Genomic DNA, 11,784 nt, shown 5'->3' on the forward strand with positions numbered 1-11,784 from the left:
TGACGGGTCCGCGGCGCATCGGCCTCACAGCGTGAAGCTCTCGCCCAGATAGAGGCGGCGGACGTTCTCGTCGCGCACCAGCTCCTCGGGGCTGCCGGTGAACAGCACCTTGCCGTCGTAGATGATGTAGCCGCGGTCGACGATGTCGAGCGTCTCGCGCACGTTGTGATCGGTGATCAGCACGCCGATGCCGCGCTCCTTGAGCTGGCAGACAAGGTCGCGAATGTCGGCGATCGAGATTGGGTCGATGCCCGCGAACGGCTCGTCGAGCAGCATGATCGACGGGTCGGCCGCGAGCGCGCGCGCGATCTCGGCGCGGCGGCGCTCGCCGCCGGACAGCGCCATCGCGGGCGCGTCGCGCAGCCGGGTGAGGCCGAAATCGGCGAGCAGCGTCTCCAGCTTCTCGGCGCGCGCGGCGGCATCGGGCTCGGACAGCTCGAGCACCGTCAGGATGTTCTTCTCGATCGTCAGCCCGCGGAAGATCGAGGTCTCCTGCGGCAGATAGCCGAGGCCGAGGATGGCGCGGCGGTACATCGGCAGGCCGGTAATATCGTCGCCGTCGAGCATGATCCGGCCGGAGTCGGGCTTCACCAGCCCCATCACCGAGTAGAAACAGGTGGTCTTGCCCGCGCCATTGGGGCCGAGCAGCCCGATCACCTCGCCGTGGCCGACCGACACCGACACGTCGGTGAGCACCACGCGCTTGTCATAGCTCTTGGCGATCGAGACGACCTGGAGCCCGCTCTGCACCGGCGCCTCGTGGATCGGCGCGACCTGGTCGAGCGACTCGCGGTCGAGCTGGGTGGTGACGCTGTCCATCGGCGATCGACCTCGCATAACAGGGTTACCGGATCGCTAACGTGGCCCGGTTGGCAGGGAACGTGCATGCCCGATCGGCGCCGGCGTTTGAAGAGGGGACGTGACGAGCGGTGTGCCGGCGGGGGTGAGGGGCGGCGTGCGACCGAGTATCGCCAGACGGGCCCTTGTAGCGGAGCGTGCCAAGAGGCTGGCGCTCCGCGCCTCCCAGATCGTCATCCCGGACTTGTTCCGGGATCCATGGTTCAGCAAGCTCCGCAAGCGTTGCTCCTGCGGAGCGGTGGATCCCGGAACAAGTCCGGGATGACGGCAGGATCGTAGCGTTCTCGTGAGGAGCGCCCCGCCTCAGTTCCGCTTCGGTACCGAGAACGTCCCCGTCACGCGCCCGCTCGGCGCCTGGGTCACATTGCCCGCGCTGCCCGCACCGCCCGCCACCGCGGAGCCGTCGATCACCGCGCGTCCGGTATCGAGGTTGATCGTCAGCCGGCCGCCGTTGACGGTGTTGCCCGCCTGGGTCAGCCGCACCGCGCCCAGCATCGTGATGACGCGGCGGTTGAGGTCATAGACCGCGAAATTGCTCCGCGCGGTCTGGTCTGGCCGGGTCACCGTCACCCCGCCCGCGGCGTCGAGCCGCGACACCTGCGGGTTCCCGTTCTCGATCTGCCCGGTGTAGGCGACCGTCATCCGCGCCGCGTCGAGCGTCATCTCGGCCTGGCGCACCTTGACGTTGCCCGCCAGCACCGCGCGGTTGGCGCGATCCTGCAACTCGATATGGTCCGCGCCGAAATCGATCGGCGCGGCGCTGTTGTGGCGCGTCTGCGCCGCCGCCGCGCCCGCGAGCAGCAGGGCCAGCAGCGGGAGTCGGCGGGCGACCGGGGCGAGAGGGCGCGGCATCCGGCGTTCCTTCTATTTTCTCGGGTCGATCCGCAAGCGTGCATTGCCGTCGATCGTCACCGTACGGGCCTCCAGATCGGCGCGCATGCGATCGCCGCGGAACGCGCCCTGGCGCACCGTGCCCGTCACCGCGCCGGTGGAGCGCAGCTTGCGCGTCTTCAGGTCGACTACCGCGTCGGTCGTGTCGAGCGTATAATTGTTCGGGCCGCGCACCTTGATCGGCCCGTCGACGTTCACCTGCTCGCTGTCCATGTCGTAGCGGCCGGTCGGCGCGGTCATCTCGGCCGGCCCGTCGGACAGGCGGATCGCGGCGGCGAGGTCGCGGATCCCCACCACCGGCTCGGCCGAGCTCTTCTGCAGCGCCGATCCTGCGGAGAGCACGAAGGGTTGCCCCTTGGTATCGGTGCCGCGGTAGCGCGCCTGCTGGATCTTGAGCCGCTCGCGCGCCACCTCGACGCGGTTCTTGTCGAGCACGAAGGAGGCGTCGCCCCCCATCGTCAGCGGCGCCATCACGAGAAAGGCGAACAGCACGCCGATCGAGAGCGGCAGCACGCGGTTGGCGGTGGCGATCAGGCGATCGTGGCGCCCGCCGGGCTGCGCCCAGCGCTGACGCTCCGAGCGCGTGCGGATCGCCACCTCAGACATGCGCGAAGATGTCCACCTCGGGCCAGCCGGCGAGGTCGAGCTCGGCGCGCGCGGGCAGGAAGTCGAAACACGCCTGCGCCAGCGCGGTGCGCCCCTCGCGCGCGAGGCGCCGGTCGAGCTCGTCGCGCAGCCGGTGGAGGAAGCGCACGTCGGAGGCGGCATAGTCGCGCTGCGCCTCGCTCAGCTCGGGGCCGCCCCAGTCGGACGATTGCTGCTGCTTCGAGATGTCCTGGCCGAGCAGCTCGCGCACCAGCTCCTTCAGCCCGTGGCGATCGGTATAGGTGCGCACCAGCCGCGACGCGGTCTTGGTGCAATAGACCGGCGCCGCCACGACGCCGAGATAATGCCGGATCGCGGCGATGTCGAAGCGCGCGAAATGATACAGCTTCACCCGCGCCGGATCGGCGAGCACGGCGCGCAGCACCGGCGCGGCATAGTCGCTGCCGGGGTTGAAGCGGACGAGATGCTCGTCGCCGCTACCATCCGACAATTGCACCAGGCAGAGCCGGTCGCGCGGGGTGATCAGCCCCATCGTCTCGGTGTCGACCGCGATCGCAGCGCCCGGCGCGAACACGTCGCCGGGCAGATCTTCCTCGTGAAAATGAACAGCCATGCGGCTGGCTCTAGCGGGGAGGCGGCGCGGGCTCAACGCGTTCGTTCGGTTGCGTCTGCGACGGACGGTGGCGCGCGCGCGACAGGAAGCAAGTGACTGGCGCGCCGGTAAAGAAAAGACTCGCACAACGATTCGACGGCGCGGAATTGATCGGCTATGACAGGTGATGCGGCGCAATAGGACCTGCGCCCGGAGAACCGCGTTCGCCGTCCTGCGCGTGGTCTCGTTGAGAATGTTCGGGCGGACCGGGAAGACGAACAGGGTTATGGGTTACGACAAGGGCGGCCGCGGCAATCGCGGCGGGCGTGGGCGCGACAAGCGCGACGGTTTCGGCGGCGGCGGTGACGACTTCGGCGGCGGTTTCGGCGGCGGCGGCTTCGGCTTCGAGGATCGCGGCGGCTTCGGCGGCGGCGGTGACCGCTTCGGCGGCGGCGGCGGTGGTCGCGGCTTCGGTGGCGGCGGCGGCGGGTTCGGCGGCGGCGGCGGTGGTCGCGGCTTCGGCGGCGGCGGTGGTGGTGGTGGCTTCGGCGGCGGTCGCGGCATGCCCCCGCAGGTCGTCGGCGAGGGCACGGGCGTCGTTAAGTTCTTCAACGCGCAGAAGGGCTTCGGCTTCATCGTGCGCGATGACGGCGGTGAGGACGTGTTTGTCCACATCTCCGCGGTGGAGCAGGCGGGCCTCGCCGGCCTGGCCGAGGGGCAGCCGCTCGGCTTCACCCTGGTGGATCGTGGCGGCCGGATCTCGGCGACCGATCTCAAGATCGACGGCGAGCCGATGCCGGTGACCGATCGCGCCCCCCCGCGCGAGGGTGGCTTCGGTGGCGCCCCGGGTGGCGCACGTGGCGGCGGTGCGCCGCAGCGCCAGCTGACCGGCGAGAAAGCCACGGGTACGGTAAAGTTCTTCAACGCCATGAAGGGCTTCGGCTTCATCCAGCGCGATGACGGCCAGCCCGACGCCTTCGTCCACATCTCGGCGGTCGAGCGTGCGGGCATGCCGACGCTCAACGAGGGCGACCGGCTGCAGTTCGAGATCGAGGTCGATCGTCGCGGCAAGTACGCCGCGGTGAACCTGTCCTCGTCGAGCTGATCGGTTCGGCCATCGGCTGACAGAAGCGGCCCGCCCGGCCTCGCCGGGCGGGCCGTTCTCGTTTCTGCATGACGCCGGTTGCCCTTGGCGTATCGCCCACCTGGTGCGAACCGGCGCGGTGCTCCTGCGACAGCAGGAGCCCAGAGCCACGAGCGTCACTCCTGCGGCTCTGGGCTCCGGCGTTCGCCGAAGCACGATCCGGCCGGGATGGAACCGCCCTAGGCACTTGCCCTCGCGCGCGCGCTCGCCCATCGCGGCGGCAAGGGAGCTCTGCCATGATCACACGCCTTCGCCCCGCCCGTGCCGCCGCGCTCGCGCTCGTCGCGCTGACCGGCGCCTGCGCGCCGTCGCTCAAGGTGATGACCTACAATGTCCGCTACGCCTCGGACGAGGGGCCGCAGCCCTGGCCGTCGCGCCGCGATGCCGCGGTGGCGATGCTGCGCCGCGTCCACCCCGACGTGATCGGCACGCAGGAACTGCTCCAGCGCCAGGGCGACGACATGGTCGCGGCGCTCCCTGAATATCGCTGGTTCGGGCGCGATCGCAGGGGCGGCCACGCCGACGAGCATATGGGCATCCTCTACCGTACCGACCGGCTGACGCTGGTGCGCGACGGCGATTTCTGGCTCTCCGACACGCCCGAGGTGGTCGGCAGCCAGAGCTGGGGCACCGACCTGCCGCGGATGGCGAGCTGGGGCGAGTTCGCGCTGAAGCGCGACCCCAAGCGACGCTTCCTGCTGGTCGACACGCATCTGGCGCATCGCGACAGCGACGATGCCGCGCGCGACCGCGCCGCCGCGCTGCTGCTCGAGCGCATCCCGACGATCGCGCGCGGGCTGCCCGTGGTGCTGACGGGCGACTTCAACGCCGAGCCTGACAGCGCGGCGCATCGCCGCCTCGCCGCGGCGATGAGCGATGCCTGGGGCCAGCGGCCGGGCGGCAAGACCTTCCACGACTTCACCGGAGTCGCCGACAAGCGGATCGATTACATCTTCCTCGACGGCGCGCGCGCGAGCAAGGTGGCGGTGGTCACCGATCGTCCCGGCGGGGTCTATCCCTCCGACCATTTCCCGGTCACCGCGACGGTGACGCTGCTGCGGTAAGCGAAGCGGCGCTACCCGATGGGCAGCCGTCGCTGTCCCCGCTGAGGGCTGGATCTGAGTGTCGGGGCGCCGACCCGCTGCACGTCAGAGGTGAGACAGATGCGATCGCGCGCTGGAGGATCGCCGCGTGTCCGCGCCCGACATCGCCCAGCCGCGCGACGGAGACGGCGTGCCGTCGCCAGCGAGCGCCTCGCCCTCGCCATGCCGCGACAACAGAAGCCGTGGGTGACGAGCAGGTGACAGAAGCCGCCCCGGCGTAACGTAGGCCAGCGCGTTTACTCGGACATATGCGGCAAAACTTGCGCTTATGCCGCCGCCGCGACAATCACCCGCGCGCGAGCGGCCCGTTCGCCACGGGCGGATCGAACAGCGGCGTGCCGTCCGCGGCATAGCGGATCGGCTGGACGCGCGTGTGGCGGTTGGGATCGAACAACGGATCGCCCTTGATCGCCTCGTCATCGCGCGCGTGGAACACCAGCATGTCGCGCCCGCGCGAGTCGACCGTGAAGCTGTTGTGCCCCGGCCCGAAGATGCGATGCTCACGCGACGTCTGGAAGACCGGGCGCGGCGACTTGGTCCAGCTGCGCGGGTCCATCACCTCGGCATCGTCGCGCGCGGTCAGCATCCCCATGCAATAGCGCGCGTCGGTCGCGCTCGCCGAATAGGTCATGAACAACCGGCCGTTGCGCGCCAGCAGCGCGGGCGCCTCGTTGACCTTGAAGCCGCGGATCTCCCAGTCGAGCTCGGGCACCGACAGCCGCGCAGGCCTGGCCGCGAGCGTCAGCGGGGTCTTGAGCGGTGCGAGATACAGATTGGAGTTGGTGTCGATCCCCGGCTCACGCTGCGCCCAGGCGAGATAGCGCGTGCCGCGATGAACGAAGCTGGTCGAGTCGAGGTTGAAACTGTTCCACGGGGTCTCGAGCTCGCCCAGCACCCTCCACCCGCCCGTCATCGGGTCGGCGCCGTCGCACACCATTGCATAGGTGCGGATGCGGAACACGTCCTCGCCGCCGCCACTCGGGCCGGCGGCGAAATACATGATCCACGTGCCGTCGATCAGATGGAGCTCGGGCGCCCACAGGAAGCCCGACCTCGGCCCGCTCTTCTCGTGCCGCCACAGCACGCGCTCGGTCGCGGTGGAGAGGCCGGCGAGCGTGCGCGCGCGGCGCAACACCAGCCGGTCATATTCGGGGACCGAGCCGGTCATGTAATACCAGCCGTCGGTATGGCGGAACACCTGCGCATCGGCACGCTGGCGCACCAGCGGGTTGACGATCGTGTCCGCCCCCGGTGCCGTCGTGCCGCGCCGCCGCTGCGCCAGCGCGGGCAGCGCGGCGACGCTCGCGCCGCCCGCGAGGACGAGACGGCGCGAGAGCAGGGTCACGCCGTCCGCGCTCACTGCAACGTCAGCATGACGACCGACTTGGCCGGCAGCGTCACGTTGAGCTGTCCGCCCGCGACCTGCGCGCCGGTGAAGGCGGCGGGGACGACCGCGTTGGGCTGATCGAAGGTGTTGATCGCGTTGATCGCCGGCGCGGTCAGGATCTGCCCGGTCGCGCCGCTGGCGTTGAGCCCGGCGAGCGCGGCCTGCACCGTGATCGCGCGGACCGGATCGGCGTTGGCGAGCGCGACATGGACCACGCCGGCCTTGTCGCGCACCGCCGAGGCGCTGACCGCGGGCATCACCCACTGGTCCTTGTTGTACCACGGCGACTTGAGCTCGATCGGCAGCACCGTGCCGTCCATGTACGGCTTGTACATGTGGAAGACGTGATAGGTCGGCGTCAGCACCATCTTGTTGCCGTCGGTGAGGATCATCGCCTGCAGCACGTTCACCATCTGCGCGATCGCGCTCATCTTCACGCGATCGGCGTGCTTGGCGAAAATGTTGAGGTTGATCGCGGCGACCAGCGCGTCACGCAGGCTGTTCTGCTGGCGCAGGAAGCCGGGATGCGTGCCGGGATCCTGATCGTACCAGGTGCCCCATTCGTCGACCGCCAGATACACTTTCTTCTGCGGATCGTATTTGTTCATGATCGCGCTGTGCTTGGTAATCAGCTCTTCCATCTTCCACGTCTTCGACAGGACTTCCGCCCAGCCGCGTTCGTCGAAGTCGATCGCCGAGCCCTTCTTCTCCCAGACGCCGGGCACGGTGTAATAATGGAGCGAGAGGCCGTCGAGCTTGTCGCCCGCCTCGCGCATCATCACCTCGGTCCAATTATAGTCGTCGCCGTTCGCGCCGGAGGCGATCTTCTCGATCTTGGTGCCGGCCGGTGCCTTGACGAAGGTGGCATAACGACGCGTCACGTCGGCGGCATATTCCGGCTTCATGTTGCCGCCGCAGCCCCACAGCTCGTTGCCGATGCCGAAATAGGGCAGCTTCCACGGTTGCTTGCGGCCGTTGTTCGCACGCTCGTCCGCAAGCGAGCCGGCCGGCGAGGTGATATACTCGACCCACTCGGCCATTTCCTGCGGCGTGCCGTTGCCGACGTTGCCCGAGATGTAGATCTCGGCGCCGATCTGCTCGTTCAGCTCCATGAACTCGTGCGTGCCCACGCTGTTGGGCTCGGTGACGCCGCCCCAATGGGTGTTGATCTTGACCGGGCGCTTGTTCTTCGGCCCGATCCCCTCGCGCCAATGATATTCGTCGGCGAAACAGCCGCCCGGCCAGCGGATCACCGGCACCGCCAGTTCCTTGAGCGCGCCGACCACGTCGTTGCGGAAGCCGCGCGTGTTGGGGATCTTGCGATCGTCGCCGACCCACAGGCCGCCATAGATGCCGTTGCCGAGATGCTCGGCGAATTGGGTGAAGATGCGCCGGTCGTAGGTCGGCCCGGCGCGGTCCCCGTGGACCGTCGCGGTCGCGGTGGCCGGCGCCGGCTCCTGCGCCATCCCCTGCACCGGCATGGTCGCGGCCAGCACCAGCGCGCCGGTGAGCGCGTACAGACGTCCCTTCATCCCATCCTCCCGTTGTCGGCGGGGCGCCCGTTCGGGCATTCCCGCATTACTCGGACATTAGGAAGCGGGTGGTGGCTTTGCAACGACTTTGCCGCCCGCTCCGCAACCATGGGTCATCGCCCCACCTTGAGCCGCAGCGCGAGCACCAGCGCGTCGGGCACGTCGCGGCGGCCGGACGGGTCGATCACCCATTGCGCGTCGGGCTGGACGCTGAGCCAACTGCCGGCGACCCAGCGATACGCCCCCTCCAATATCAGCTCGCGGCCGGCCGCACCGCGCGGCGCGGGGGCCGCCGCGCCGATCCAGGCGCACGCGAACGAGGCGCCGAGCTGGTCGTCCTCACGGCCGTGCCACGTGCCGGTGCGCACCAGCCCGCCGCCGAGATAGCGCCGGACCGCATTGTAGCGCCGGTCGGCGATGCCATAGCGCAGCCAGCCCGACAGCCCCGCGCCGCCGCGCTCCTCGCCCACCAACTGCCGCTCGGCGAGCATATAGACGCCGCGATCGCCCGTGCCCGTCGCGCCGGGCAGCGCGCGTTGCGGAAAGCGCGCGGTGTAGCGCCAGCTCCCCACCGCCAGCTTGGTCGCGCGGTCGAGCCACGCCGCTTCGCTCACCAGCAGCGCGCCATCGCCGTGCCCGATCCGCACCGCGGTGGCACGCGGGTGCGCGGGGTCGCCGGGCACGCCGTCGAGCACCGCGGCATGGAACAGCCAATGCGCGCCGACCGCGACCTCGCCGCGCAGCGCCAGCGCGGTCACCGGGAAGATCGACGGGCCGCGCCGCCCCGATTGCGCCAGCTCCGGCCCGATCCCATGCGACGACAGGCGGAACAGCCCGCCGCTGACGGTCGTGTCGAACTCGGCGTTGAGATTGTAGAGCCCCGCCTTGAGCGAGCCATGCGCGCCGACGGCCTGCTCGACCCAGGCCTCGAACAGCCGCGTGGCGGGGACAAGGGTCTCGATGTTCGACACGCCCTGCGCGTCGCCGCTCAGCGCCGAGAGGCTGGTGCCATTGTCGCGGATGACATAGCCGAAGGCCCGCGCACCGTGCCAGCCGACCAGCCGGTCGAGGTCGAAGGCGGCCTGGAGATCGAGATTGTCGAGGTATCGCGCGCCGCGCGCGCGGCCGCCCGCGACATCCGCGGCGAGGTCGACGGTGTAGACCGCGGAGAGCGTGACCGGCGCCGCGTGGCGTTCGTTGGCCGAGCGCGGATAACCGGTCGGGCGCTCGTCCTGCGCATGCGCCGGCGTGGCGGCCAGCATCAGCGCGACGAGCGGCAGGACGCGCCGCGGCGATCTGGCCCCCATGTCGAACTCCGCTCCCCGTGGCGCGGGCGGCGCTTAGCCGAGCCGGCTTGGGGCGAACAGGGGGCGATGACCCACGCGCCATCTTCCCGTCCCGGCGCTGGCGCGCGGGAGCGGCGCCGCCGCCACGCAGCGGGGCCGTCCCGCGCTCCCCGGCGAGTGGCGCGGCGCGGGCGCGCCGGAGTCGACGGCGCTGACCGGCCGCTGGGCCGACGCTTCCGCCCTCCCCCCTTGGCCCGCGTCGCGGCTTCTGCCACGGACGGCGGCATGTTCGTGTTCGCCCTGCTCCTCGCCGCCGCGCAGTCGCCGACCGCCCCGCCGCAGGAGGGCGAGACCGTCACCGTGCGCGCCCCGCTGCCCGCCGCGCCGCAGACCCCCGCCACGCTCGTCGCCGAGCCGGTGGCGATGATGATCGCCACCTTCGACTCGAACGGCGACGCGATGGTGGATCGCGCCGAGCTGGAGGAGGGCGTGCGCCGCTCGTTCGAGGCGATCGACACCGCGAAGACCGGCACGCTGCGCTACCTCGCCTTCTCCGACTGGGCCAAGCGCTTCCTCGGCGACCAGCACGCGCTGCCCAGCCCCTATGAGGTGGATCGCAACGACGACGACGCGGTGTCGCTCGACGAGTTGGAGGATCATTTCTCGCGGCTGTTCGCGCGCTACGACCGCGACGGCGACCATCTCGTCAGCCGCGCCGAGCTGCTGACCTATCGCACCATGCCGGTCGACGCGCAGGGCCCCACCGCTGGGCGCCGGCCGCCCGGCAAGAAGGACGGCAAGGGCGAGAAGGGCGAGAAGCCCAGAGACAGTGAGCGCCGCGGGCCGCCGCCCGCCGACCGCGACGATCTGACCGAGCGCGCGCGATGAGCGCCGCCCCGCGCTTCGCCTTCACGGTCCACGCCACCGACGGCGCCGCGCGCACCGGCACGATCCGGATGGAGCGCGGCGACATTCGCACCCCCGCGTTCATGCCGGTCGGCACCGCCGCGACGGTGAAGGCGATGAAGCCCGCCGACGTCGAGCGCGCCGGCGCCGACATCATCCTCGGCAACACCTATCACCTCATGCTCCGCCCCGGCGCCGAGCGGGTGGCGCGGCTCGGCGGGCTCCACGCCTTCATGGGCTGGGAGCGGCCGATCCTGACCGACTCGGGCGGCTATCAGGTGATGAGCCTGAGCGAGCTGACCAAGCGCTCGGAGGAGGGCGTCGCCTTCGCCTCGCACCTCGACGGTACGCGCCACCTGATCACGCCCGAGCGCTCGATCGAGATCCAGCGGCTGCTCGGCTCGAACATCGTGATGGCGTTCGACGAGCTGGTCCCCACCACATCGACGCGCGAGGTGCAGGCCGCGGCGATGGAGCGATCGATGCGCTGGGCCCAGCGCAGCCGCGCCGCCTTCGACGGCGGCGGCGCGCATGCCGAGCACAATGCGATCTTCGGCATTCAGCAGGGCGCGCTCGATCAGGCGCTGCGCCGCGCCTCGGCCGACGCGCTGGTCGACATCGGCTTCGACGGCTATGCGATCGGCGGACTCGCGGTCGGCGAGGGACAGGAAGCGATGTTCGGCTGCCTCGACTATGCACCGGCGCAGCTTCCCGTCGACAAGCCGCGCTACCTGATGGGCGTGGGCAAGCCCGACGACATCGTCGGCGCGGTCGAGCGCGGGGTCGACATGTTCGACTGCGTGATGCCGACCCGCTCGGGGCGCACCGGCCAGGCGTTCACGCGCGACGGCCCGATCAACATCCGCAACGCGCGCTTCAACGAGGACCAGGCGCCGCTCGACCCCGACTGCGGCTGCGCGGTGTGCGCGACATGGACCCGCGCCTATCTCCACCATCTGGTGCGCAGCGGCGAGATCCTCGGCGCGATGCTGATGACCGAACATAATATCGCCTTCTACGAGGCGTTGATGGCGGACCTGCGCGCGGCGATCGCGCAGGGCGTGCTGGCGACGTTCGCCAACGCGTTCCGCGCGCGTTATGGCGCGGGCAAAGGAGAGACCCGATGAGCGACCAACCCAACGAGATTCTCGCCGAAGTGGCCGCCGCCAAGGCGCACGAGGAAGCCGGCGCGGGCAAGGCGGCGCAGAAGAGCCGCGACCGCCGCTGGCAGGGCGGCAAGACGTGGCTGGCGGCGGGGATCGGCTCGGCCGCGGTGGCGGCGGCGGTGCTGTTCGCCAACGCGCGGCGCGACGAGAAATAGCGACCGGCCTTAGGAGGCGGAAACGCGCCTAGCGCCCCCGCAGCTCACTTCGCGCGAGACGAGCGACGGCGGTCGACCTCTCACCGTCATGCCGGACTTGATCCGGCATCCATCGCTCCGCACTCCCGGCTCGCGATGCTTCTGCGGAGACATGGATC

At 70.4% G+C, this 11,784-nt stretch carries 11 protein-coding genes and 1 pseudogene; 5 read left to right on the forward strand and 7 right to left on the reverse strand.

Annotated elements, in window-relative coordinates; genetic code table 11:
• Window positions 1-24: 24 nt before the first annotated feature.
• From lptB to EV292_RS05815, 4 genes are all read right to left on the reverse strand, one after another.
• Entirely contained in the window at window positions 25-819 is a 795-nt protein-coding gene (gene lptB / locus EV292_RS05800; protein ID WP_132908274.1) for an LPS export ABC transporter ATP-binding protein, read from the reverse strand.
• A 342-nt stretch (window positions 820-1,161) separates the two neighbouring features.
• Window positions 1,162-1,710 carry an LptA/OstA family protein gene (locus EV292_RS05805; RefSeq protein WP_132908275.1) on the reverse strand — a complete coding sequence of 183 codons (549 nt, stop codon included), beginning with the start codon at window positions 1,708-1,710 and terminating at the stop codon, window positions 1,162-1,164.
• A 12-nt stretch (window positions 1,711-1,722) separates the two neighbouring features.
• A complete protein-coding gene (gene lptC / locus EV292_RS05810; RefSeq protein ID WP_132908276.1) occupies window positions 1,723-2,355 on the reverse strand; it encodes an LPS export ABC transporter periplasmic protein LptC in 633 nt (210 codons plus the stop codon).
• Complete coding sequence (locus tag EV292_RS05815) at window positions 2,348-2,968, reverse strand: ribonuclease D (protein ID WP_132908277.1); 621 nt, start codon at window positions 2,966-2,968, stop codon at window positions 2,348-2,350. Before EV292_RS05815 ends, lptC begins: the two co-directional genes overlap by 8 nt.
• Window positions 2,969-3,233: 265 nt before the next feature.
• Between EV292_RS05815 and EV292_RS23330 the strand changes: the two genes are divergently transcribed.
• Entirely contained in the window at window positions 3,234-4,052 is an 819-nt protein-coding gene (locus EV292_RS23330; protein WP_132908278.1) for a cold-shock protein, read from the forward strand.
• Between the two features lie 275 nt (window positions 4,053-4,327).
• On the forward strand, window positions 4,328-5,155 hold the full coding sequence (locus EV292_RS05825) for an endonuclease/exonuclease/phosphatase family protein (protein WP_132908279.1): 828 nt from the start codon (window positions 4,328-4,330) through the stop codon (window positions 5,153-5,155).
• Window positions 5,156-5,492: 337 nt separating this feature from the next.
• Here EV292_RS05825 and EV292_RS05830 read toward each other — a convergent pair.
• The 3 genes and pseudogenes from EV292_RS05830 to EV292_RS05840 all read right to left on the reverse strand — a co-directional run.
• Window positions 5,493-6,485 (reverse strand): annotated as a pseudogene (locus EV292_RS05830) (glycoside hydrolase family 43 protein); the annotation flags it as partial.
• Between the two features lie 65 nt (window positions 6,486-6,550).
• Entirely contained in the window at window positions 6,551-8,047 is a 1,497-nt protein-coding gene (locus tag EV292_RS05835; protein ID WP_207913376.1) for an alpha-N-arabinofuranosidase, read from the reverse strand.
• 179 nt (window positions 8,048-8,226) lie between these two features.
• Window positions 8,227-9,420 (reverse strand): carbohydrate porin, encoded by a 1,194-nt coding sequence (locus tag EV292_RS05840; protein ID WP_132908281.1) that lies wholly within the window; start codon window positions 9,418-9,420, stop codon window positions 8,227-8,229.
• A gap of 264 nt (window positions 9,421-9,684) precedes the next feature.
• Between EV292_RS05840 and EV292_RS05845 the strand changes: the two genes are divergently transcribed.
• From EV292_RS05845 to EV292_RS05855, 3 genes are read left to right on the forward strand one after another with little or no spacing between them, the layout of a single operon-like run.
• A complete protein-coding gene (locus tag EV292_RS05845; protein ID WP_243693636.1) occupies window positions 9,685-10,287 on the forward strand; it encodes an EF-hand domain-containing protein in 603 nt (200 codons plus the stop codon).
• Window positions 10,284-11,432 carry a tRNA guanosine(34) transglycosylase Tgt gene (gene tgt / locus EV292_RS05850; RefSeq protein WP_132908282.1) on the forward strand — a complete coding sequence of 383 codons (1,149 nt, stop codon included), beginning with the start codon at window positions 10,284-10,286 and terminating at the stop codon, window positions 11,430-11,432. The genes EV292_RS05845 and tgt overlap by 4 nt, the downstream gene beginning before the upstream one ends.
• Window positions 11,429-11,626: a hypothetical protein gene (locus EV292_RS05855; protein WP_132908283.1), complete on the forward strand. Its 198-nt coding sequence runs from the start codon at window positions 11,429-11,431 to the stop codon at window positions 11,624-11,626. Before tgt ends, EV292_RS05855 begins: the two co-directional genes overlap by 4 nt.
• Window positions 11,627-11,784 lie beyond the last annotated feature (158 nt).

It is taken from the genome of Sphingomonas sp. BK235 (assembly GCF_004345855.1).
Lineage (GTDB): Bacteria > Pseudomonadota > Alphaproteobacteria > Sphingomonadales > Sphingomonadaceae > Sphingomonas.